General features: G+C 35.6%; 22 protein-coding genes and 1 other annotated feature. Of the genes, 15 read left to right on the top strand and 7 right to left on the bottom strand.

Annotation, left to right across the window (positions count from 1 at the left end; translation table 11 throughout):
* Nucleotides 1-47: 47 nt before the first annotated feature.
* Nucleotides 48-3,251, bottom strand: a complete 3,204-nt coding sequence (carB, locus tag B5X47_RS10935; RefSeq protein WP_079590185.1) for a carbamoyl-phosphate synthase large subunit — start codon at nt 3,249-3,251, stop codon at nt 48-50.
* Nucleotides 3,252-3,267: 16 nt separating this feature from the next.
* Nucleotides 3,268-4,350, bottom strand: a complete 1,083-nt coding sequence (gene carA, locus B5X47_RS10930) for a glutamine-hydrolyzing carbamoyl-phosphate synthase small subunit (protein WP_079590184.1) — start codon at nt 4,348-4,350, stop codon at nt 3,268-3,270.
* A gap of 326 nt (nt 4,351-4,676) precedes the next feature.
* Between carA and B5X47_RS10925 the strand changes: the two genes are divergently transcribed.
* Together B5X47_RS10925 and B5X47_RS10920 are read left to right on the top strand one after the other, a co-directional pair.
* The gene (locus tag B5X47_RS10925; RefSeq protein ID WP_079590183.1) at nt 4,677-5,648 is read left to right on the top strand and encodes a CAP domain-containing protein; all 972 of its coding nucleotides are present in this window, start codon (nt 4,677-4,679) and stop codon (nt 5,646-5,648) included.
* A gap of 29 nt (nt 5,649-5,677) precedes the next feature.
* Nucleotides 5,678-6,109 carry a hypothetical protein gene (locus B5X47_RS10920; RefSeq protein WP_079590182.1) on the top strand — a complete coding sequence of 144 codons (432 nt, stop codon included), beginning with the start codon at nt 5,678-5,680 and terminating at the stop codon, nt 6,107-6,109.
* A 39-nt stretch (nt 6,110-6,148) separates the two neighbouring features.
* Here B5X47_RS10920 and B5X47_RS10915 read toward each other — a convergent pair whose 3' ends face one another.
* Entirely contained in the window at nt 6,149-8,377 is a 2,229-nt protein-coding gene (locus B5X47_RS10915) for an S-layer homology domain-containing protein (RefSeq protein ID WP_159446470.1), read from the bottom strand.
* Between the two features lie 263 nt (nt 8,378-8,640).
* On the opposite strand from B5X47_RS10915, the gene B5X47_RS10910 reads away from it, so the two are divergent.
* Nucleotides 8,641-8,790 carry a hypothetical protein gene (locus B5X47_RS10910; protein WP_200805112.1) on the top strand — a complete coding sequence of 50 codons (150 nt, stop codon included), beginning with the start codon at nt 8,641-8,643 and terminating at the stop codon, nt 8,788-8,790.
* A gap of 69 nt (nt 8,791-8,859) precedes the next feature.
* On the opposite strand, the gene B5X47_RS10905 is transcribed toward B5X47_RS10910, so the two are convergent.
* Nucleotides 8,860-9,879, bottom strand: coding sequence for a sulfurtransferase (locus B5X47_RS10905; RefSeq protein ID WP_079590180.1), 1,020 nt, complete (start codon nt 9,877-9,879; stop codon nt 8,860-8,862).
* A gap of 175 nt (nt 9,880-10,054) precedes the next feature.
* Nucleotides 10,055-10,280: a binding site (T-box leader), on the top strand.
* Nucleotides 10,281-10,328: 48 nt separating this feature from the next.
* On the opposite strand from B5X47_RS10905, the gene aspS reads away from it, so the two are divergent.
* From aspS to B5X47_RS14105, 4 genes are all read left to right on the top strand, one after another.
* Nucleotides 10,329-11,618: an aspartate--tRNA(Asn) ligase gene (aspS, locus tag B5X47_RS10900; RefSeq protein ID WP_079590179.1), complete on the top strand. Its 1,290-nt coding sequence runs from the start codon at nt 10,329-10,331 to the stop codon at nt 11,616-11,618.
* Between the two features lie 77 nt (nt 11,619-11,695).
* Nucleotides 11,696-12,469: a DUF5714 domain-containing protein gene (locus tag B5X47_RS10895; RefSeq protein WP_408605647.1), complete on the top strand. Its 774-nt coding sequence runs from the start codon at nt 11,696-11,698 to the stop codon at nt 12,467-12,469.
* A 15-nt stretch (nt 12,470-12,484) separates the two neighbouring features.
* On the top strand, nt 12,485-13,390 hold the full coding sequence (locus B5X47_RS10890) for a helix-turn-helix transcriptional regulator (RefSeq protein ID WP_079590177.1): 906 nt from the start codon (nt 12,485-12,487) through the stop codon (nt 13,388-13,390).
* Nucleotides 13,391-13,451: 61 nt separating this feature from the next.
* Nucleotides 13,452-14,267, top strand: coding sequence for a CPBP family intramembrane glutamic endopeptidase (locus tag B5X47_RS14105; protein WP_079590176.1), 816 nt, complete (start codon nt 13,452-13,454; stop codon nt 14,265-14,267).
* On the opposite strand, the gene B5X47_RS10880 is transcribed toward B5X47_RS14105, so the two are convergent.
* Nucleotides 14,259-15,113, bottom strand: coding sequence for a DMT family transporter (locus B5X47_RS10880; protein ID WP_079590175.1), 855 nt, complete (start codon nt 15,111-15,113; stop codon nt 14,259-14,261). The genes B5X47_RS14105 and B5X47_RS10880 overlap by 9 nt on opposite strands.
* Nucleotides 15,114-15,392: 279 nt before the next feature.
* Here B5X47_RS10880 and B5X47_RS10875 point away from each other — a divergent pair, with 279 nt between their 5' ends.
* Both B5X47_RS10875 and B5X47_RS10870 read left to right on the top strand, forming a co-directional pair.
* On the top strand, nt 15,393-15,815 hold the full coding sequence (locus B5X47_RS10875) for a flavodoxin (RefSeq protein WP_079590174.1): 423 nt from the start codon (nt 15,393-15,395) through the stop codon (nt 15,813-15,815).
* A gap of 14 nt (nt 15,816-15,829) precedes the next feature.
* On the top strand, nt 15,830-16,450 hold the full coding sequence (locus B5X47_RS10870) for a DUF3793 family protein (RefSeq protein WP_079590173.1): 621 nt from the start codon (nt 15,830-15,832) through the stop codon (nt 16,448-16,450).
* A 95-nt stretch (nt 16,451-16,545) separates the two neighbouring features.
* Here the strand turns inward: B5X47_RS10870 and B5X47_RS10865 are convergent, their stop codons facing one another.
* On the bottom strand, nt 16,546-17,562 hold the full coding sequence (locus B5X47_RS10865) for a diguanylate cyclase (RefSeq protein ID WP_079590172.1): 1,017 nt from the start codon (nt 17,560-17,562) through the stop codon (nt 16,546-16,548).
* A gap of 336 nt (nt 17,563-17,898) precedes the next feature.
* On the opposite strand from B5X47_RS10865, the gene B5X47_RS10860 reads away from it, so the two are divergent.
* From B5X47_RS10860 to rbsB, 6 genes are all read left to right on the top strand, one after another.
* The gene (locus B5X47_RS10860; RefSeq protein WP_079590171.1) at nt 17,899-18,906 is read left to right on the top strand and encodes a LacI family DNA-binding transcriptional regulator; all 1,008 of its coding nucleotides are present in this window, start codon (nt 17,899-17,901) and stop codon (nt 18,904-18,906) included.
* A gap of 85 nt (nt 18,907-18,991) precedes the next feature.
* Nucleotides 18,992-19,888 (top strand): ribokinase, encoded by an 897-nt coding sequence (rbsK, locus tag B5X47_RS10855; RefSeq protein ID WP_079590170.1) that lies wholly within the window; start codon nt 18,992-18,994, stop codon nt 19,886-19,888.
* The gene (gene rbsD, locus B5X47_RS10850; protein ID WP_079590169.1) at nt 19,885-20,295 is read left to right on the top strand and encodes a D-ribose pyranase; all 411 of its coding nucleotides are present in this window, start codon (nt 19,885-19,887) and stop codon (nt 20,293-20,295) included. Before rbsK ends, rbsD begins: the two co-directional genes overlap by 4 nt.
* Before the next feature lies 1 nt (nt 20,296).
* Nucleotides 20,297-21,784 (top strand): sugar ABC transporter ATP-binding protein, encoded by a 1,488-nt coding sequence (locus B5X47_RS10845; RefSeq protein WP_079590168.1) that lies wholly within the window; start codon nt 20,297-20,299, stop codon nt 21,782-21,784.
* A gap of 3 nt (nt 21,785-21,787) precedes the next feature.
* Entirely contained in the window at nt 21,788-22,720 is a 933-nt protein-coding gene (gene rbsC, locus B5X47_RS10840) for a ribose ABC transporter permease (RefSeq protein WP_079590167.1), read from the top strand.
* Between the two features lie 23 nt (nt 22,721-22,743).
* On the top strand, nt 22,744-23,667 hold the full coding sequence (rbsB, locus tag B5X47_RS10835; RefSeq protein WP_079590166.1) for a ribose ABC transporter substrate-binding protein RbsB: 924 nt from the start codon (nt 22,744-22,746) through the stop codon (nt 23,665-23,667).
* A gap of 77 nt (nt 23,668-23,744) precedes the next feature.
* Here the strand turns inward: rbsB and B5X47_RS10830 are convergent, their stop codons facing one another.
* Nucleotides 23,745-24,572, bottom strand: coding sequence for a pyridoxamine kinase (locus tag B5X47_RS10830; RefSeq protein ID WP_079590165.1), 828 nt, complete (start codon nt 24,570-24,572; stop codon nt 23,745-23,747).
* Between the last annotated feature and the right edge of the window lie 27 nt (nt 24,573-24,599).

Raw genomic sequence — 24,599 nt, 5'->3', positions numbered from 1 at the left:
GTTACAGAAGAAATTTGCTTGTATTTATGAGTAGATTTTTATTATTTTTAGCTATATTTTTTTAAATCGTATATATCTGTAACATCAGCGCCAGAAATGCTTTGTTGGGCATAGCTCCAAGCTCTGAAGGTATCCATAGACGTATACACAGGGATATTTCTTTCTATAGCGGCACGTCTCATTAGAAAACCATCTCTGCTTGAGTCATCGCCTAGAGTAGGAGCATTGACTATGAGGTCGATTTCTCCTGCTATAATCATGTCCATTACATCAGGCTGACCAGAGCCTAGTTTTTTTACTAGCTTAGCAGGTATGCCTAATTCTCTTAGTATCTTACAGGTGCCTTCAGTAGCTAAATAATTAAACTGAGAAGGGCAGTCTTCTTTTTTTAGCAGAAGCTTTTCCTGATCATTTAGTGTAAGAAGTAGAGTTGGGTTTGGTTTTGATGGAGCATTTTTTGCTGCTATAAATCCTTTATAAAGAGCTTCCGCATAGGTTTTTCCTATTCCAAGAACCTCTCCTGTGGATTTCATTTCAGGCCCTAGAGAAATCTCCACATCTGGAAGCTTGTGAGTAGAAAAAACTGGAACTTTTACAGCTATAATTTGCGGCAATTTATATAACCCTTCGCCGTAGCCTAAATCTAAAAGTCTTTCACCCATCGATACACGTGTTGCAAGCTCGACAATAGGGACGTTACTAACCTTTGATATATATGGTACAGTTCTTGAAGCTCTAGGGTTTACTTCTATTACATAGAGCTGTTCTTCATAAGCTATATACTGGATGTTTATTAGGCCTTTGACATTTAAAGCAAGAGCTATTTTACGAGTCACCTCTGTGATTTGCTCTATTATATGAGAGCTCACATTTTGAGGGGGATAAACAGTCATGCTGTCTCCTGAGTGTATGCCAGCTCGCTCTATATGCTCCATTATACCTGGAAGCAGAACTGAATCTCCATCGCATATGGCATCGACCTCAAGCTCTTTTCCAACAATATACTGGTCTATAAGCACAGGATTTTTATCATCCTTTTTAAAGGCATTTGATAGATACTCTGTAAGCTCAGACTCAGCATAGCAGATTTTCATACCCTGACCTCCTAGCACGTAGCTAGGTCTTACAAGCAGAGGATATCCTAGCTCATTTGCTGTTTTAATTCCATCTTCTAGGTTAAATATTGCCTTTCCTTTAGGACGCTTGATATCAAGGCTTTCTAAAAACTCATCGAATTTTTCTCTGTCCTCTGAAAGATCTATTTGAGAAGCGCTGGTTCCATATATAGGTATGCCTTTTGAACTTATAAAATCCGCCAGCTTAATAGCAGTTTGTCCTCCAAATTGCAGGATTACTCCATCAGGCTTTTCTTTATCTATGACGCTTAGTACATCCTCTTCGCTTAGAGGTTCGAAATAAAGCTTATCCGCTATAGAAAAATCAGTGCTCACCGTTTCGGGGTTACTGTTTATAATTATGGTTTCAATACCCATTTTTCTAAGGACCTTCACACAGTGTACACAAGCATAGTCGAATTCTATACCTTGGCCTATACGTATAGGACCAGAGCCGAGAACTACTACTTTTTTGTTGTCACTTACACTGACTTCATCGTAGCTTTCATAGCTAGAATAATAGTATGGGGAGATAGCTTCAAATTCTCCTGCGCAGGTATCAGCCATATGAAATACAGGCTTTACACCTAGCTGAATTCTTTTATCATATACAGAGGCAACTGTTGAGCCTGTAAGCTTTGCTATGCCCATATCTGAAAAACCTTTTTTCTTTAGCATTCTCAGCATAGTTTCATCAATGTCTTCTAAGGATAAGCTCTCAAGCTGAGTTTCTAGAGCTATAAGGTTTTGGAGCTTTTTTAAAAACCACGGGTCAATGCCTGTAATCTGTGAAATCATATCCAGTTTATATTCTCTTCTTATAAGCTCAGCTAGTGCAAAAATACGCTCATCATCTGGATGAATCACAAGCTCTTTTAGAGCATCGATAGAATGGTTCATATAGCTTTTGTGCTTTAGATGATATTGACCTAGCTCTAGTGAGCGGATGCCCTTTAAAAAGGCTGCCTCAAAATTACTGCCTATAGCCATAATTTCTCCAGTTGCCATCATCTTGGTGCCTAGACTGCGCTCACCTTTAGCAAATTTTTCAAAAGGCCATTTTGGTATTTTCACAACTACATAATCTAGACTAGGCTCAAAGCAAGCATAGGTTACTCCAGTCACAGCATTTTTAATTTCATCCAGACTGTATCCAAGTGCTATTTTCGCAGCTACCTTTGCAATAGGATAGCCAGTGGCTTTAGAAGCAAGCGCTGATGAACGGCTCACTCTAGGATTTATTTCTATTACAGCATATTCAAAGCTGTCTGGGTTAAGGGCAAACTGGACATTACAGCCACCCTCTATGCCTATAGCTTCTATTATTTTAAGTGATGAGGTTCTAAGCATTTGGTAATCTTTGTCTGAGAGAGTTTGACTAGGAGCGACTACTATGCTATCCCCAGTGTGAATACCTACAGGATCAAAGTTTTCCATATTACATACAGAAATTTTATTTCCGTTAGCATCTCTCATTACCTCGTACTCTATTTCTTTCCAGCCCTTTATACTTTTTTCTATAAGAACCTGACCTACAGGGCTGTAAGAAAGTCCTGATTTCATAATTAATCTTAGCTGGTCTTCAGTTTCAGCTATTCCTCCCCCAGTTCCGCCAAGCGTATATGCAGGTCTTACTATCACAGGGTAGCCTATTTGACTAGCATAGGTGATACCAGCTTCTAGCTCTGTAAATATTTCTGACTGAATCATAGGCTCGCCTATGCGATTCATGAGCTCTTTAAAAAGATATCTGTCTTCGCCTTGCTTTATACCATCTATGCTAGTTCCAATAATTTTTATGTTGTAGCTATCTAGTATACCTTGATCATGAAGCTCAAGTGCCATATTCAGAGCTGTTTGTCCGCCCATTCCGGGAAGCAGACTGTCAGGTTTTTCTAATTCGATTATTTTCTTCACATAATCTAAGGTGATAGGCTCAATATATATTTTATCTGCAGCTTCAGCATCTGTCATTATGGTTGCAGGGTTTGAATTGATTAATACTACCTCTATTCCCTCTTCCTTTAAAGCTTGGCAGGCTTGAGTTCCAGAATAATCAAATTCTGCTGCTTGACCGATTACAATAGGGCCAGAGCCGATAACAAGTACTTTTTTAATGGATTTATTTATGGGCATAGTCTTCCTCCTACTTTTACAATTTTATTTTTGCAAGCTCAATGAATTCATCAAAGAGATAACTGCTCTCTACTGGACCAGGTGAAGCTTCTGGGTGAAACTGCACGGAAAAAACAGGTAGAGTTTTGTGTTTCATGCCTTCTACAGATTCATCATTAAGGCTGATATGTGTTATCTCAAAATCCTCAGGAAGTTTAGAAACGTGATATCCATGATTTTGGGATGTAATATACACCTTATTTTTTCTGATATCCTTCACAGGATGGTTGCAGCCTCTATGGCCGAATTTTAGCTTTTCAGTACTTCCGCCCATCGCAAGAGCGATAAGCTGATGACCTAGACAGATACCAGCTACTGGTTTTTTGCCTATGATTTTTTTGACTTCATTAACTATTTCAGTTAAATCCTCAGGGTCACCAGGCCCATTTGTAAGAAAAACTAAATCACTGTTATCAGAAAGAAGAGTTTCTGCCTTAGTATCAGCAGGATAGAGTGTTATTTGACAGCCTCTTTTTCGAAGATTGGTAAGAATATTTCTTTTTACACCAAAATCCATTACTGAAATTGAAACAATATCCTTAGGGTCCATATCAGAAATAAGAGGAGGAAGAATCTCTTTTTCCTTTACAGATACCTCGTATACAGCGTAGGTATTGTCAAAGCTTTCAAAGTAGTTCTGAATATCTTCAGCTGATAACTCTTCAGCAGTTATAATACCTTTCATAGTGCCGCTATTTCTAAGAATTTTTGTAAGAGAGCGAGTGTCTATGCCATCGATACCGATGATATTTTGTTGCTTCAAATATTTATCAAGCTCGATTTCAGCTCTGAAATTGCTTGAGTCATCACATCTTTCTCTTACGATAAATCCTCTTACCTTGGCTGTTTGTGACTCGTTGTCTTCGAGATTTATGCCGTAGTTGCCAATCAGAGGATAAGTCATAGTAACCATCTGCCCATAATAAGATGGATCCGTAAGTATTTCTTGGTAGCCTGTCATACCTGTGTTGAACACAACTTCGCCCACACAGGTGGCAATATGACCGAATGCTCTGCCTTCAAATACCTGTCCATTTTCTAAAATTAACTTTGCTTTCATATTTACCTCCTTGTTCTTTGTGTATTACTACTTCGAAGCTGTGTATCAAAAAAGGAAGTATCTCACTTTTTTAGATGTGAGCCATACTTCCCTCAAGATATGCGTAGGCATAATTATCCCTTGTTTTTGCATACATACCTCTTTCTGGCCTCACAGGACCAATTTAAAGCGTAATAATTAAAAGTTATAATAATTGAATTGTTACGAAATGTCAACAATATATTTTCAATATAAGGACATCTCTTAACAAATTTTGATGAAACTGATATGATAGGAGTTAAGTTTATCACGATTTTACAGGGTGTTTATTAAGTTAGGAGAAAAACATGAAAAAAATTAATTTATTTATAGTTATTATGATTTTGATGATTGCTTTAGCGCCTATAGCAGGAAATGTTTATGGGGCTACTCCAGTTACAGCTTTAGTCACTGAGTCAAAGCTAAATATTGATGGTAAATCCATAGCTTTAAAAACCTATAATATAAGCGGACATAACTATGTCAAATTAATAGATATGGCATGGCTTTTAAATAAAAGTCCAAAGCAGTTTGATGTGGTATGGGACGCTGAGAAAAAAGCTGTAAATATAAAATCCTCAGCATCATATTCAGGAGCTAAACCACTAGCTGAAAATACATTAGTTGGAGCTAAAGGAGAATTAAGTAGCTTTGCTTTATACAAAGATAATAATAGAGTTAAGCTAACTGCCTATGTCATTGATGGGAGAACTTATTTCAAGCTAAGAGAGCTGTGTATTCTCATGGATATTTCGCTCGTATGGGATTCAGCCAATAAACTAGTAGTTATTAATTCTAAAAAATCATTTGTAGAGGAAACAGGTATGTCCCAGCTAAATTTTTCTAGTGAGTATGGAGAATTTCAATCTGGTACAGTTGTAAATGCCACACTAGATTCATACAAGGATCAGGTTATATCGCTTGTTAATAAAAAAAGAGCTAGCCTAGGCTTAGAAGAGTTAAGTAGCAGCACTAAATTAGAAGAAATAGCTCAGTTTAGAGCTAAGGATATGTTTGAGGACAATTATTTTGCCCATACCTCACCAACATATGGAGATTTTTCATCAGTAGCTAAAGATTTAGGGTATACTGCAGTTTCTATGGGAGAAAACATAGCCAAAGGACAGAGTAGTCCTTCTGAGGTAGTAGACGACTGGATGAATTCTAGTGGTCATAGGGCCAACATACTTAGGGATAACTATGAGGATATAGGTATTGGAATAGTGGAGTACCAGCCAGGAAGATTTATATGGGTACAGCTATTTTCTGAACCAAAATAAAAAATATCTAGTTGAAAGGACGAATTTAATTGAATAAAATCGTTAACCATATTCTCAGCTTTTTACAGCTAATAATACTAGCAATTGTTTTTTTGGTACAATATTTTTCAACTAGAAAAATGGGCATGATGAGACATGTAGTTTATACCAATCAGAAATGGGAAGCAAACTATCCTATTGCGACCTATGAACTAGGAGCCATTGCTGTTGTAGCAATAATTGCTCTGATAGTTGGTATTAAGCTATTTGTAAAATTAAAATCGGAAAATAAAGATGCAATTTGGATGAAAATATTTGCTCTTCAAATGGCAGTATCTATTATTTACATTGGATTTAGCTTGATTTATTCTACGGAGCAGATTCGCTCATATTACTATATAAATATAGGCTTATTATTGACGGTGTTTTTGCAGACTATGAAAAGCTGTTTATATATAACAATAAGCGAAAAAAACTATTAAATGTTAAAAAGACTCTACTTTATAGAGTCTTTTTAACATTTAGTTTCTTCCTTCGATTAGCTCTATAAATCTTCTAAGCATAGAGCTCACTTCTGCTCTTGTTGCTATTCCTTTCGGGTCGAATTTATTGTCTGGTTTTCCTGATAGTATGCCTGACATTTGGATAGCCTTTACAGCTTCTTTTGCCCATATGCTCATTTCATCTGTATCAGAAAATTGATTTTCTTCATTTAGCTTAGCTAGGTCTATATTCATTGCCTTAATATAGTTTAGAAGCATAACTGCCATTTGCTCTCTAGAAATCTCCATATCCGGCGCAAACTCTTCTGAAGATATTCCATTTACTATTCCAGAGGTATTTGCCCACTGGATATATGGCAGGTAGTAAGCATCTGAATTTACATCTTTAAATGAGCTAGATGTAAATCTAGTTAAGTCTACTTTTGCTAGCTTTCCTAGAACGGTTACAAACATTCCTCTGGTCATCGGCATATTTGGAGAGAATTTTCCATCTCCTGTTCCGCTAAAAAGACCTCTTTGTATTACAAAATCTATATCTGATTTTGCCCAGTGATTTTCAGTATCTGTAAATACTGGAGAATTAGTACCATTTTGGTCACTAATTTGTTGAGAAAATTCTTCTTCTACTTGAGGAGTTGTAATTTCGACTACTGGAGCTTTAATAGGCTTTCTATCATCCTTGTCATCTTTATTAGATGAGTTACCGCTAGAAGAACCATTTCCGCTATTAGGAGGAGGGGAAGGCATAATGTTTCTTGAAAAAGTAACCACTTTACCATCTGGATCTACATTCGGTGTTAAATTATTAGGATTGACAATAGTTACACGCCAAAATGATAGTCCTGATGTTGGCAATTTAGTTAAACCTGTTGCTGTAAAGTTTAATCTTACACCACCATTTTGAGGTGTTACGGTATAGTCACTTGCTGTTAAAACGGAATCTGCTGAAACAAAACCATTGCTAGAATGAGTATCTATAGCTACTTCATAATCTGTGGTACTGCCGATTTCAGTTACATCAGATGAATCAAATCCTAGTAAGATACCATCATCATTTACATCTAGAGTCTCAAACTCATCATAAACTGCTGTTATGAGTTTTGATTTATTTTGCCTGTTAATAACTGTTAAATCAAATGGAGAAATATCTACCCACACATTGTCAGGCACTCTTGGTCTAATAGTACTTACTGCATTAGCTCTAACTTGCATAACACTAGATGAATTCAATGATAAGCTTTTCAATTTTTCTAATCCTGTTGACGTTACACCTAAGTGAACTGTATAGGTTTTTGGATCATAACTTTTAAACGTGTAGTCGATTCCTGGAATAAAGGAGAAATTATAAGGTTCAAACTGTTCTCCTTGACCTGTGCCTACTTGAATAAAATAATCATCGATATTTCCAGGGTTTGTCAGCGCTTCATCAAAAATAATGCTAATGTAATCGTCTGTTAAATCTGATAATGTATCGTTGCTATATACTGCATTTGTAAATTCAACCTTTGGTAATTGTAATGGAGAAACCGATGGCGAATCAGAAAAGTAATAGTTTCCATTTGAATCCATTCTTACAATATAAACTGAGTATTCGTGGTTCAGCATTAACCCACTATAAGTAAAATCTAATGTCACTTTTTCCTCTGGTGTTGTGATAATCTTGTAATCATAAGCCAATGCAGTTCCTTGACTATCTATAATATCATCTTTTGTAGGAGATGAGCCTAGTAGATATAACGCAGCATAAATCGTTCCTTGTGTATCGGCACTTACATCTATACTAAAATCGCCTGTTCCACTAGGATTGTGCACTGGAGTTTCATTTACAAAAGACATAGCGTCAAATGATAGTTCTCCTTGTGACGCAGGTAGCAGTGAACCATAGTTAGAAATTACATAGTGAAGTTTATAGCTTCTCCCAGAGCTTATGTCATTTTCAGTAGCTTTTTGCAATGAAGTGGTATACCCAATACTACCTCCAGGATAAGTGCTTCCAGAAGATTCTGCTTGAATTTCTGCTGCATTTAATGTAACTGTGTCGGGAGTGACTACCCAGTACACCACATTGTCATAATAAATTGGACTGACTTGAAATTCAAAAGTCAACGTTCCGCCAGATGTCGCAGAATCATAGTTAACTGTTCGTGGTGGCAAAGTGAATTCACCTATAGCATAACTTGTATTCGGTGGTACAATCATGGTTGTTATCAAAAGAAAAAAAATAATTATCCTTGCGATTTGTTTCATCCTCATCATCCTCTCATCACATTTTGAACTTAATCTAAAAAACATTTTTTATTAAAATTTCATATCTTTGCTATCTTACGGAAAATTCAAGTAGTTATTTCTAAATTTTAACATTTTCCAGACACTTTTTATAGTATAAACATTACCCATGACACCTCAATGGTTTTATAAAGAATAAATAACATTTACAGCATATAAAGAATGGAATAGAGCGTTATATAAGGGTGGAATAAATATCAAGAAATTTACCACTTAGTAAAACAATGAGACCTCAGTGGGATGCCGCTGTGCTTATAAATAACGGATATTCGAAAATTATGATAGAACAAAATATTGGAAAAGTTGTATGGGATGAGGAAGAACAAATTAACTATGCATCGACACTAATGTTTATGATAATGGCAGAAAAATAATATTTATGAAAAAATTACCCCAGATATATCTCAAGTTAGAGAATGTAATATCTGGGGTAATTAATATACCTAGTTATATCTTGCAGCAGCTTCTTCTGGTGTGATTTTTTGAACTGGATTTGTTTCATCCATTTGCCATGCAAACCATCCACCGTCGTATAATTTTACGTTAGTCCAACCATTTTCATAAGCCATTAGCCATGGAACACAAGCTCTCCAGCCTGTACCACAATAAAATGCAATTTCATTTTCTTTAGTGATACCTTGCTCGCTCCACATCTGTACAGCTTTATCAAAATCAGCTATAGTTCCATCTTCGTTATAATAATCGAATTCGTCATGTCCCCAAAGAGCACCTTCTGGCTCTCCAGTTTTTTCTATATAGCTGTAGCCGCTAATTTTTCCAGTGAATTCATCTAGGCTTCTTATACTTACAAGTCTGAACTTATCGTTAGCTTTCATTGCTTCGCTAGCATCTTTTGGCATAGCTATAACATACTCAGGGTGAGCTGGAATTTGTACTCCAAAATCTTCTGTTGTAGCAGTTGGAAGTATATTGCCTTCTTCTGTTTCGTAACCTGCCTCAGTCCAAGCAGCAAGGCCACCATCTAGAACCTTAACGTTTTCAACGCCTGCCCATAGCATTACAAAGGCAACTCTTTCAGTTCCTGAGTCAGGGCCATAAACTATAACAGTAGTATCCTTAGTAATTCCATATTTTGACATTACAGCTGTTATTTCTTCAGCATTTCTAATATTCCAATATTCAGGTTCTTCTATTTCATCTGTGTTAAGGTGAATAGCACCTGGAAGATGAGCTTTTAAATAGTCTGGGCTATCTTTTTCTGTACCCCAGGCAGCTTCTAAAATTATGTAATTTTCAGATTCAGGCTGGTTTTTATCGATGACGCTTTTTACCCATTCTGGTGTAACATATACCTTAGTTTTCTCAACTGAAGCTATAGTTTGTTCAGCTTCAGGAGCTGCTTGTTCCTGCGTACCTTGCTCAGCTGGTTTTGCAGAGCATCCAGTAGCTAAAGACATTACTAAAAGTCCGCTTAAAAATAAAGTAACTAACTTCTTTTTCATGATTTTATCTCCTTTTTTAGTATTCATTGTCGACGATAATATTACGTTATTTAACAATATAGGTCAAATTGAAAATTATTATAGAAACGGCAATATCTATTAAGTTTATCTATAGTAAAAAAATGTAAACTACTTGACAAGTAAATTTCAAAGGAGTATACTTCGTAAAAATATAGTAAAAACTGTGAAAGGAAGAGTAGATATCTGGAATCTTTCAGCGAATTGGGGATGGTGAGAGCCCAAGAAGATGAAGCATATTGAAAGACATCCTTGAGTTGATGATTCAAAAGCTGGGCCCAGCAAGTAGATGAATCCGGAGTTCCCGTTATAGAAATAAGAGATAACTGCTAGCTATATGGCAGTTAATAAGAATGGTACCGTGAGATAAGCTCGCTTCTTAATTAAGAAGTGGGCTTTTGTTATTTATAGAAAAGTGAGGGGAATGCATTATGAAAAGAATTATGATAGCAGAGCTAAGTAGCTATTTAAATCAAGAGGTGGTTGTAAGTGGATGGATTCATAGATTAAGAAAGCTTGGGAAAATAGCCTTTATTATTTTAAGGGATAAATCTGGCCTAGTCCAATGCGTTATAGATACAAAAACTATTGACATAAAAGATTTAAAGCTAGAAGCCGTAATAAAGATTAAGGGAAAAGTAAAATTAGCTCAAGGTAAATCAGAAAGCTTGGAGATTCAGGTTATTTCTATCGACATGCTATCTCCTGCAAATGAAGATTTGCCAATTGAAATAAACAAGGAAAATATGGATATAAGCTTGGATGTGATGCTAAATAATAGGGCGCTTTCACTTAGAAATCCTAAATTAGGAGCAGTGCTTAAGGTGAAAGCTGTTTTAGCTCAAGCTTTTTCTGAGTTTTTAATTAAAAATGATTTTACTCAAATTTTTACACCCAAGATTGTAGCTCAAGGAACAGAAGGAGGAAGCAATTTATTTGAGCTAAATTATTTCGAGACTAAGGCATATTTGGCTCAGAGTCCACAATTTTATAAACAGATGATGGTGGGAGCAGGATTTGAGAGGGTATTTGAGATTGGACATGTGTATAGAGCTGAAAGCCACGACACAAAAAGACATCTCAATGAATATGTAAGCCTTGATGTAGAGTTTGGATTTATCCAAGACGAGTATGAGATTATGGAGCTTGAAAATAGATTATTAGATTTTATGATGAAAGAAGTAGAAAGTAAATGCAGCAGAGAGCTTGAGCTCCTTGGTGCACAGCTACCAAAGGTTCCATATCAAATACCTAAAATGAAACTGTCTGAAGCAATTGCTATACTAAATGAAAAGTATAACCTAAATGACTTACAGACGGATTTAAGCCCTAAGGGAGAAAAGTTAATTTCAGAGTATATAAAGAGAGAGTTTAATTCAGATTTTGTATTTATAACACATTATCCTCAAAGCAAAAGACCAATGTACACTATGCCTTATGGTGAAGGCGAAACCAGAAGCTTTGACCTATTATTTAGAGGACTTGAGATAACAACTGGAGGTCAGAGGATTCACAACTATAATCAGCTTTTAGAAAATATAGTAAAACGAGGATTGTCCAAGGAACAGTTTAAGGATTACCTTTATATATTTAAATATGGAATGCCGCCTCATGGAGGGTTTGCAATTGGCTTAGAGAGAATCACTTCAATGCTCCTAGGATTTGACAATGTAAGATATGCTTCAGCTTTTCCTAGAGATAAAATGAGGCTTACGCCGTAAATTTATAGATTGGGATAAAAATTAGATTTATGGTAAGCTTATATAAGGGTAGATATAAATAAATGGGAGTGAGGTAAATGATAGATAAAACTAGTCATGTAGGGGGCTGCTGAGGACCAGCTACAGAAACTGCAGGGGTGCAGACCGACACAAGCAGTGAAAACTGCCTTGTATGCAAAGCAACGCTAGATTATTTTCAAAGCGGACAAGAATTTACATGTATGAAATGTAATAAAACTGAGTTAGGCTATGTGAGTTGTCCTAATGGACACTATATATGTGATAGCTGTCATGGAGAAGATACTTTTGATTTAATTTATGATATGAGTATTTGTTCAGAAGGGATAAATCCATTTGTGATAGCTAATGAAATAATTGATAAAACAAAGCTTCCTATGCTCGGCTGTGAGCATGCATGGGTAGCCGCAGGAGCATTAATAGCAGCAATTAGAAATGAAAAAACTATAAGAATAACAGATGAAGACATTAAAGAGGCATTAAATAGAACCAAAAAACAAGCTATAGGAGCTTATTGCGGACTTACTGGAATCTGTGGCATAGCACCGGCTATAGGTAGCGTATACAGTGTGATTTTAGGAGCGGCCTGTCCAAAAGATACAGAAACTTCAAAAACAATGTTCGTAGTATCAAAAGTCATAGAGGATATATCTAAGCAAGCTGGTCCTTGTTGCTGTAAAAATTTTGTGTATACTGCTTTAGAAACAGCCTGTAGATATTCGCAGGAATACCTAGGAGGAACCTTAGATACAAGCTATAATTATACCTGCATGGACAGCCATAGACATCCACATGGCTGTAGAAAAGAAAAATGCAGATACTATAATATATAAAGGTGAAGAGAGAATATGAAAAAAAGATGCAGAGATAAAACTCATGAAGCAATATTATATGCGATTACTCATGTATATAAGAATATAAGCTTGAGTGAAGTGTCTAAAGCAGTTTCATATTCTCCTTTTTATTTTCATAGAATTTTTCTATTAGAAAAAGGGATGCCTTTTAGAGAATTTCATCTAAACAACAGGCTCATGCTTTCAGCTGGTTTATTATTTAGAGATAAAAATCTAAAAATAACCAAACTAGCAGAAAAATTGGGATTTTCATCACCCGCTAATTTTTCTAGAGCTTTTAGTAAGGTTTTTAATATCTCGCCAAAATTTGCAAAAGACACTCTTTTAGCTGACAAGAACATAGAAGACCAGATAAGAGATACCTTCAAAGCCTTGGAAATAGAATTTTCATTAAAAATGTCTTTTTCTGATTCCTTTTATATTGTATATGAGGATGTAAGCGGAATTAGAGGAGGGAGTCTTGACCTTAGAGTAGAAAAGAGCCTAAGGACACTAGAGCAAAGTCTTGATGCACATCATATAACTCCAGATACCATGAAATTTGTCCTCTGCTCTAATGATTTTAATTGGTTCAAAAATCAAAATGAAATGGATTATGACATAGGTATCATAGTATCAGAGCAGATGCTTTCAAAAATTATCGATATGAAATATAAAAAAGTAGAAGCCTTCGAAGTATCAAAAGCTGTCCTGAAAATGAAATTTCAGGACATGACAGACTTTTCAGATGGGATTAAATATTTGACCTGGGTTTCAGAATTCATGTATATGTATTGGATTGATAGCAGAGGATACTATTTAGACGACAGACAAGGAATAAATATATTCGAAATTGATGCTAAAAATAATAATCTAGAGCTTAGCTGTTTATTGCCAGTTAAGAAAAACAGCAAGATTTGAAAAGTTTTTAATTATCTTTCCTGATATTCTTAAGCTACACCGATAGAATGGAGGAGATAAAATGAAAAACAATATATTTAAATTTGAAGATTTATGTTTTATTTTACTGACATTCATTTTCTCTTGGACAGCATGGCTCATATTTATAGGGTCAGGTATAAGCTCAGCATCTCAGGACAATCCACTGCTATTGCTTTGGTATTTAGGGCAATTAGGGCCAGGATTATCAGCTGTAATATGCTCGATTTTATTTAGAAAAAATCTAGGCTTTAAATTTTTTAATAAAAAAAGCAAAGGATTAGAAGTAGGTTCTAAATCTGCTATGTCAAGCTTTAAGCTGGTTTTAGTATCAATAAGCTTTCCTTTGATTTGGCTCATCCCGTCGATAGGATACTCTATTTTTATAAGCAAATCAGAGTTCATTATTAGCCCAGCGCTTTTAATAATGAATTTAATACCTGCATTCATATTCTCTTTTACAGAGGAGCTTGGGTGGAGAGGCTTTTTATTTAGAGACATTTCCACGAGACTATCTATATATAAAGGAAGCATTATTATAGGTTTGATTTGGGCGATTTGGCACTTACCTATATTATATTTTTCTAGCTTTAAAGATCCTAACCAGTTTATATTTTTTCTATCCACTTATATTCCTACGCTGGTTCTATGGAGTATTATTTTCGGATGGCTATTCAAAGCCTCTAACCAAAGCATATTAGCAGTTACAATTTCACATACTCTTTTCACTGTGAGCTATAATCTTATTATGCCGTTTATTTCTGTCAGCGTAATATCAGCAAGCATATTACCAATGACTACTACACTAATAATAGTTATGTATATAATAAGTAAAAAAACTCCTTCACTTTTAAAGTGAAGGAGAGTCTATTTGAGCTAGTTTTTTTGACATTATAATTCCTCTTACTGTAACACTTAGCAAAACCAATCCCCCACCTAAAAGGCTGAAAAGCGTTGGGGATTCCTTTGCAAAGATAAATACCCATAGAGGATTGAGAAGGGGCTCAAGTACAGGAATGAGTACTGCGTCAATAGCAGTGACATTCGGTATAGCAAGCACATATAGAAGGTAGGGTATGCCTAGCTGGAATACGCCTAGTATAAATAAAGGAAGAACACTTTCCATTCCTGGAGAGGATATAAAATAAAAAGGAATACCTACTATTGCAGTAATTACATTTCCTAAAAGAGTTATCTCTACTAGGGAATTTTCTTTTTGCTGCTGAAATAAAAGAATCATTCCGGCCATTACTATTCCACTTAGGATAGCTAATATATTGCCAAGAAGGTAGCTCATTTCTAGCTCATCAATAAAAAACATAATCATACCCAGTATTACAAAGATAATAGTTATACCATCAATTCTGGAAATCTTTTGCTTAAGAATAGCTCTAGAAAGAAGAGCCACCCATACGGGCGAGGTAAATTGAAGTAAGATGGCATTTGCAGATGTCGTAAGCTTGTTAGCAGATACAAACAATATAACTAACAAGGAATAGGAACAGGCACAAATTAACATAGACTTATTTATTTTAAATTTGAATTTTTTTAGATACATCATCATTACTAGAGCGGCTATAGCGCTCCTAGAGCCTGCGATAGCCATAGGATTCCAATTTATAAGCTTAATAAAAATACCACCTATACTCCAAAGCACAGAAGCTATAATCATATATTTTATTGCAGTATTTCGTTTAGTTTCCACTGTTATGTCTCCTTGAATTTAAATTGATTTAGCTTTTTAGTTTTACGAAAAATAATAACTATCCTCCCTGATTATAAAGCTTAAAATCAGCTTAAACAAGCTAATTTTCTCAATATTAAATTATGAATTCAGCATATGATAATCTAATTCCATTGACAACTACTATCAAGAATGTTAAAATTTATTTAAACGATAATTATTATCAATAATAAATAATTTTCGTTTATTGATGTTAATATTAAATTTACATAGTGAGACATTTTTGAAAGGAGCTTATCAATGAAAAAAATAAAAGTTATCTACTGGTCAGGCACTGGAAATACAGAAATGATGGCAAAGGCTGTAGCAGATGGAGCAAGCTCAGGAGGCTCAGTAGTTGAATTGATTGATGTAAGCAAAGCATCAGTAGACACAGTAGCTCATGCTGATGCAGTAGCACTTGGATGCCCGTCTATGGGTGCAGAGGTATTAGAAGAAGGGGAAATGGAACCTTTCATTGAATCTATAAAAGGCGTTGTAAGTGGAAAGCCTATAGTTTTATTTGGCTCTTACGGCTGGGGTGATGGTGAATGGATGAGAGACTGGGAAGCTCGTATGAACTCTTGTGGATCAAACCTGCTTGCTGATGGACTAATCATAAACGAAACTCCAGATGCTGATGCACTTGAGCAGTGCAAAGATCTTGGAAAACTATTGAGATAGGACTGGATTAGGCTATGCAGACAATTACTAGACCAGATATAGTTCTGATTAAAGAAGCATTAAATGTCTACGGTGATTTAGAGTATTTAATGTACAAAATATGCTATCATGCCGCTCCTACACTATTCAGCTCCAAACCATCCTCACTGATTTGTCTGAATAATAATGGAAAGCTCAAACTAAAAGATATATGGGATAAATATAAAGAAACGCTAAAAAATCTGATTTCACTGGAGTTTTTTGAAGTAAAGTCAAATAAAGACTGTGTTTCTATACTTATTTATAAACGTGAGCAATTAGAAAATATTTTATTTAATAATGATGTTAAATCCTATCTTTTAAGCTGTGGGTATGACAATTATGCTTCGGTAGAAGAGGGACTAAGCTTTTTGAGAGAAAGGAATCGAAATAATTGTCCTGATGAGATAGGTATATTTTTAGGATATCCCTTATCAGATGTCATAGCTTTTGCTTCAAGAGATACAATAAAATGCTGCGCTGTGGGCTACTGGAGAGTTTATTCTAATGAAAAACAGGCCCTGAGCTTGTTCGAGGAGTATGATAACGCTAGAAAATGGGTTATCGAAACTCTAGTAAAGGGCTATATGCCTACTCAACTGCTATTAGCTTCATAGATTTAATATAAGTGCACTTGCATCAAAATTTTCATTACTAGGACTTAGTAGGAAGCTTTGATTGCAAGTGCAGTTTTTTGAAATAGATAAATACTCTAATTTGTTATAGGGGAAATACTAGGCTCTACTCTATTTCTTCCTTTGCTTTTAGCTAGGTAGAGGTTTTCGTCAGCTCGTTTAATAATGCAGTTTGCTTCGTCATCCTTTTGGACGGAAGAAATTCCTATGCTAACAGTATAATTGCCTTCTATATCGAACGACTCTTCCTCGATGGCTTTTCTAATGGATTCTCCTAAAAGAACAGACTCAGCCAAATGAGTATTAGGACAAATTACAATAAATTCTTCTCCGCCCCAGCGTCCCAAAACATCAGTTTTTCGCATTCTTTCCTTTAATATTTCAGCAGTTTTCTGTAAACACCAATCTCCTTTTTGATGTCCATACACATCGTTCACTCTCTTAAAATTATCTACGTCAACTATTAATACAGAAAAAGCTGTATCATATCTTTTGAACCCTGCGATTGCTTCATCTAGCCTTTTATCTATTTCCAACCTATTATAAAGACCTGTTAATTTATCTGTTATGGCTAGTACCATGGTTTGCTCAAGAAGTTTTTCTAGCTCTTGGGTCTTTTCATTAACCATTATTTCCAAAATCCTGTTTCTTTCTTCCATTTGCTTAAGAGGGTAGGACTCATCAACCCCTTGTTCTTTTGCAGGAAAGGACACATGCTGATGCCTGATTTTGAATGTATCAGCCTCGCTTTCCCTTGAAAACAAAATGCTCATCCGTAGGTCACCTAGTTTAACCTCATGCCCGAAGAGCTCAGTCTCAAAGTCCACGATACAAAACACGATGGCTGATAAAGTGCTTATTACGTCTACTTCGAACTCTTGAAACTCGTACCGGACTTCGCTAGGAGCTTGCTCAATATCCCTCTTGAAAAGCCTCATAGAATTGTAGCTATCTTTAGAAAACTCATCCTCCCCAGTTCCAATCCCCTTGAAATCTTGGCTTAAGAATTGGAGCAGTTTTTCAAAATTTCTCTCTTTCAGATATGTTTCAAAATAATCATTGCATATGTTAATGACTTCATTTTTAACACTCATATTGCCTCCTGTAATATTGGTCTCTATAGTGATTATCTTTATTATTATATTTTAGAATAAAAGCTTGTTGGAATTAATACCCGAGACATAGTGGATAGCACATCCAATTTTTTAATTTCGAAATATTTTGATATTTCAATTGTAGCATTTTTTAATTATAAATACCTACAAATACTTATAAATACTTTATTAAAGATTTTAAATTTCCTTATTATTATTTTTCAAAACCTAGAATTTAGAAACTAGCGTGCAAAAAAATCCATTATTGACTTGAATAAATTTTGTGATATAATTTAGGAAAACGTTTAACCAAAAGAACTTATACGGATGTGATTTATGAAAGTTACAATTAAAGAAATCGCTAATGCTGCAGGGGTATCTATTGCTACAGTTTCAAAGGTGGTAAATGGAAAGGACCATAATATTACTCCAGCGACAAGACAGAGAGTTTTAGAAACTATAAATGAATTAAATTACGTGCCAAATAGAATAGCCTCATCTATGATTACAAAAAATACCTATACTATAGGACTTGTAATTCCAGATATAACGAATCCTTTTTTTCCTGAGGTAGCAAGAGGAGTAGAGGATTACGCGAACCAAGCAGGCTATCATGTAGTTTTATGTAACTCAGATAACAACTTAAAAAAAGAATCAACCTATATATACATGCTCCAAGAAAAAATGGTAGATGGCATTATTATCACCTCTTCGACCTCTAGTGTGAGAGAGGAATCTGCAAGAAACTATATGAAGATTGGAATACCAATAATCACAGTTGATAGAGATATGAAGGATTTTAAAACACAGGGCAAGATTTTAGTAGATAATACCAAGGGTGCTTTTGAAGCGGTGTCCTATATGATTGAAAAAGGATATAAAAAAATTCTTCACTTGTCTGGTTCTATGAACTCAACTCCATCGATTCAACGCTTTGAGGGATATAAAAATGCTCTTAAGTATCATAATATAGATTTTGATCCAGATTTATATCTTGAAGGAACCTATGATGTAGAATGGGGATATGAGGGTATAAAAAAAATAATGGACAAAAAAATTGATTTTGACAGCGTGTTTTGTGGTAACGATTTAATAGCGATAGGTGCAATGAAAGCAATAAAAGAACTAGGATTTAGAATCCCAGAAGATATAGGAATTATGGGATTTGACAATATATATATAGCTAGCGTGGTAACACCTAGCTTATCGACTGTGAATCAACCCAACTACAAGATGGGATATAAAGCAGCTGAGCTACTTATTAACTTTATTAAAAATCCATCAAAACCTGATGATGAAGTAGTATTGGAAACGGAATTAATTATAAGAGAATCGACTCTATGATTCTCTTTGTCTATAATAGTTAAACGTTTACCTTGCTTTGAGCTAAAGGAAAACGCTTCGAATAACTTGTGAGGAGAAATTTTGTATGAAAAAAATATTGGTAATAGGTAGCCTAAACATGGATCAAGTGACAAAGGTCCATCATACTCCAAAAGTAGGCGAAACTGTAGTAGGAAATGGACTGGAGCTTATTGCAGGAGGAAAAGGAGCAAATCAAGCTGTAGCTATGGGTAAGCTAGGCGCTGATGTCACCATGATTGGAATGGTGGGAACAGATGATTTTGCAAGCCAGCTTCTAGATAACCTAAAGCAAATGGGCGTTACGGATAAAGTGATGAAAACTGACAAAGCGCCTACAGGGACAGCCCTTATTATGGTAAATGAGTCAGCAGACAATTCAATAGTGGTAATAGCAGGAACAAATGGTCTACTAAAACCAGATATGATTAAGCCATCTTGGTTTGATGATATAGATATTGTAGTGCTTCAGCTAGAGATACCACTTGATACTGTAGCTGAAATAATAAAGCAAGCTAAAGCAAGAAATATATACACTGTACTTAACCCGTCTCCAGCTACTCATTTAGATGAAGACTTGCTAAAAGATGTAGATTTGCTAGTTGTAAATGAAACAGAGTTTGAATCTCTTTCAGGTATAGCATTTGAAGCTGAAGAATCACTTGATAAGGGCTATGATAAGCTAAAAGTTAAAGAACTAGTGGTTACTCTTGGGACTAAAGGTTCTTGGTATTATGATAAAGCTTCGAAATACTATGTGCCAGCTCTTAAGGTTGATGCAATAGACACCACAGCGGCAGGGGACAGCTATATGGGAGCTCTTGTATGCGAGATATCAAAGGGAGTTCTTATTAATGAAGCAATGGAATTTGCAACAAAGGTTGCAGCCTATACAGTTACAAAATTAGGGGCACAAAGCTCACTGCCTACACTAGAGGATTTAAAGGAAAGGGGTCTAATATGATAAGAGGTAGATTACTAAACTCAGAAATAATTTCTGTACTGGCAGCTATGGGACATACGGATCAATTAGTTATTGCAGATGCAGGGCTTCCTATTCCAGCTGCTGTAAAGAGAATAGATTTGGCATTAGAAAAAGGATTACCTTCCTTTGATGCTACTCTAGCACTTATAGCTTCAAACATGGTGATGGAAAAAGTGATTTTGGCTGAGGAAATAAAAGAGAATAACCCTGAAGTGCTTAAAAAAATAAAAGAAATTCTAAATGATAAAAAAATAGAGATAGAGTTTGTGTCACATGAGTATTTTAAAAAGCTCAGCTCTAGCAGTAAAGCAATAGTAAGAACAGGAGAATGTACCCCTTATGCAAACATTATCCTGCAATCTGGAGTGAATTTTGAAGGTGAATAACATGAGAGAAGTAATACTGAGAATGGAAAATATAACAAAGGAATTTCCTGGGGTAAAGGCTTTGGATAATGTAAATCTAAATGTCTACAAAGGAAAGGTTATGGCACTTCTGGGTGAAAACGGAGCAGGAAAATCTACTCTTATGAAGATTTTATCAGGAGTCTATAAAAAAACTTCAGGAGAGCTTTATTATAATAATGCTCCCTTGGAAGTAGCAAACCCAAAGGATGCCATGCAAAAAGGTATAGCGATAATTCACCAAGAGCTTAACTTGATAGAGGAAATGTCTGTTGCAGAAAATATATTTATGGGAAGATATCCATCAAGTGGAGGAAGAATATCATGGAAGAATCTTCATGATGAATCCAGAAGGCTCTTAGATAAGCTAGGCATGGATATTAATCCAAAGACCAAAGTTGGTTCACTGAGCATAGGACAAAAGCAGATGGTTGAAATAGCCAAAGCTCTATCTTTCGATGCACAAATAATAATTATGGACGAGCCAACAGATGCACTTACGGATTCTGAGGCAGAGAGTTTGTTCAAAGTTATAAAAGAACTAGTTAGTGAAGGTAAGAGTGTAGTTTATATTTCTCATCGTCTTCCTGAGATATTTCAGATTTGTGATGATATTACTATTTTGAGAGATGGACAGTTTATAGATGAGATGCCAGTATCTGAGATGGATGAAACCATCCTCATTGAAAAAATGGTAGGAAGAAAGCTAGAAGAACAATATCCATATATAGCTCCACTGAGCGATGAAACCTTGATGGAAGTTAAAAATATTAAAAATGAATTTGTATCTGATATTAGCTTTGTGGTTAAGAAAGGTGAAATATTAGGTGTTGCAGGACTTATGGGGGCAGGCAGAACCGAGCTTGCAAAATCCATATATGGAAGCATCAAATGTGAAATAAAAGATATTATGCTAGATGGTGTAAAGTTTGAAGCCAAAAACGAAAAACAAGCACTAAGCCAAGGCATAGTGTATGTTTCTGAGGATAGAAAAAAAGAAGGGCTAGTTTTAGGCATGTCAGTTGCAAAGAATGTCACTATTTCATCTCTAGGACGCTTTTCAAAAGGTCAGCTTATAAACAAAAAACAGGAAAAAGAAAGTGTTCTTCACTATAAGGATGCTATGAGAATAAAAACTCCATCCTTAGACCAGAGCGTAAAGCTACTCAGCGGAGGAAACCAGCAGAAAGTATCTATTGCGAAATCTCTATCAACTCAGCCAAAGATACTTATTATGGATGAGCCTACTAGAGGAGTAGATGTAGGCGCAAAAAAAGAAATTTATGAACTCATGAATGAATTTAAAAGAAATGGACTGGGAATCCTTATGATTTCTTCTGAGATACCTGAGCTACTGGGTGTGTGCGATAGAATTATGGTCATGAGCGAAGGTAAAATTGCTGGGGTACTCAGCAGAGACAAAGCTAACTCTAATGAAATTATGAGACTAGCTATAGGAGCAGGAGTGTGATTTATGAAAAAAATAGATATATCTAAGTTTCAGTCCTTGATTGGACTTATAGTGTTTTCAGTTATAGTAGCATTTATAAATAGCAGATTTATGACAACTTCGAATATACTCAACATTCTAAGACAAACCTCAATTAATGCTGTTATTGCAACAGGTATGACCTTTGTAATACTAACAGGAGGAATAGATTTATCCGTAGGCTCGATTTTAGGATTTTCTGGAGCAGTTGCAGCTATGATGCTAGCAAGTGGAGTAGATTCTATTATAGCAATACCTGTAGCTTTGATAGTTGGATTAGTGGTTGGTGCTTTAAATGGAGTGCTTATATCTAAAGGAAAGCTACAGCCATTTATAGTAACCCTTGCAACCATGACCATGTTACGTGGAGCTACATTGGTGTTTACTGATGGAAAGCCAATAGGCACAGGTTTTGAAGCAAATTCTAAGCTATTTGCTTGGTTTGGAAATGGGTATGTGCTTGGCATACCAGTTCCTATAATAGTAATCATTGTAACTTTTTTAGTAGCTTTATTTGTTTTGACTCAGACGAAAATTGGAAGATACGTATATGCCCTAGGTGGTAATGAAGAAGCAACTAAGCTATCAGGAATAAGTACAGACAAAGTTAAGATATTTGTATATGCAATAAGTGGTATGATGGCAGCTCTTGCAGGAATCATAATAACATCAAGACTATCTTCGGCTCAGCCTACAGCAGGAAGCGGATATGAGCTAGATGCTATTGCAGCAGTAGTACTAGGTGGTACTTCATTAGCTGGAGGAACTGGAACTATTGTTGGAACAATGATAGGAGCACTTATTATAGGGGTCTTAAACAATGCGTTAAACTTAATGGATGTAAGCTCGTATTTCCAAATGCTTGCTAAAGGGTCCGTTATTTTACTCGCAGTGTTGTTAGATAGAAAAAACAAATAGTATATTTTAAGAGGAGGGTAACAATGAAAAAGTTAGTTTTATCATTTGTGTTACTGGCAGCTTTAGTTTTTAACCTTACAGCTTGCCAAAGTCAGCCTGCAGCAACAGAGGAACCAGCTGCAGAAGAAGCAGCAGGAGCAGCAAAAATTGGTTTGGTAGTATCTACTCTTAACAATCCTTTCTTTGTTTCATTAAAAGAAGGAGCAGAGCAAAAAGCTAAGGATATGGGTATGGAGCTTGTAGTGCTTGATTCTCAAAACGACCCAGCGCAAGAACTTGCTAACGTTGAAGATTTATTAACTCAAGGCGTTTCTCTTATCTTAATCAACCCGACAGACTCAGATGCTGTAGGAAATGCTATAATCGCAGCAAACAACAAAAATGTTCCAGTAGTTACACTTGACCGTGGAGCTAATCAAGGCGAAGTTGTATCACATATCGCTTCTGATAACGTAGCAGGTGGAGTTATGGCTGGAGAGCACATTGTTTCACTTCTTGGTGGAAAAGGTAAAGTAGTAGAATTAGAAGGAATCGCAGGAACCTCTGCAGCTAGAGATCGTGGACAAGGCTTTAACGATGCTATAGCGGGAACTGAAATCGAAGTAGTTGCTAAGCAAGTTGCTGATTTTGACAGAACTCAAGGTCTATCAGTTATGGAAAACATTCTTCAAGCTCAACCAGAAATAGATGCAGTTTTTGCTCACAATGATGAAATGGCATTAGGAGCTCAAAAAGCAATCGAAGCATCTGGAAGAGAGATAATAATTGTTGGATTTGATGCTACAGACGATGCTGTTGCAGCTGTTAAAGAAGGTAAAATGAGTGCTACAGTAGCTCAGCAGCCTTCATTAATCGGAGAGCTAGGCGTTGAAACTGCTAAGAAAATACTAGATGGTGAAAGCGTAGAAGACTTTGTTCCAGTTGACTTACAACTAGTAACAGAATAATTTATACCTTCTAATGCATTGTTAAGACACCTTAAATAAAAAATGACAGGAAGCTATCCTGTCATTTTTTTTGCGATTTATAAAATACTGTCTAAATCTTTTTCTATAAATATTCCTTTGAACTTATCTTGGCTATTTTTATTCTTTTCTATCAGCCTAGCGACTATATCCATTGCTTTTTTAACGCTTAGCTCTAATGAGGTTTCTTTTAAAAGTTCTCCTACCATTACAGCAGAAAATATATCGCCAGTTCCAGGAAATCTCACTGGAATATAGTCATAAGGCAGATAAAAGTAAGTTTTTGATTTGTCATCATAGCCACAAACGAAGTGATTGTTTGAATCTTTTTCAATAATACTTGTTATTACTACAGATTTTGAACCTTGGGATACAAGCTTATCGATTAAAGCATTAATCTCAGATTTTGTTAAGCTGGGTTTATCTGTAAATAAACCTGCTATAAAAGCTGCTTCTGTGTAGTTTGGAATCAAAATATCAGCGTAGCTAGAGAGCTCTTTCATATGAGCAACAGTTTCTTGAGTTATTCCATTGTAGAGCTTTCCATCGTCACCCATAATAGGATCAACTACAACAAGAAGATTTGGGTTGTTTTGCGACTTAATATAACTAGTTATTATATCTACTTGCTTACTAGATAGAATAAATCCAGTAGATATACAGTCAAATTGAAACTCTAATTCATTCCAAACTTTAATGGTATTTTCCATATAAGAAGTAGTATCTAAAATTTCAAACTTCCCATAATCAAGAGTATTGGACACCAGTGCAGTAGGAAGATTATAAAGACTATAACCCATCTTAGACAATATAGGGAGCATAGCTGAAAGCGCTACCTTACCATAGCCTGGAAGGTCATTAATAAGTAGAATATTTTTGCTTTTCATCTTTTTCTCCTTGAGCTTATATGAAAT

Origin of the sequence: Acetoanaerobium noterae, assembly GCF_900168025.1 — a bacterium.
Taxonomy (GTDB): Bacteria; Bacillota; Clostridia; order Peptostreptococcales; family Filifactoraceae; genus Acetoanaerobium; species Acetoanaerobium noterae.
This window is presented reverse-complemented; position numbering and strand designations above follow the sequence as displayed.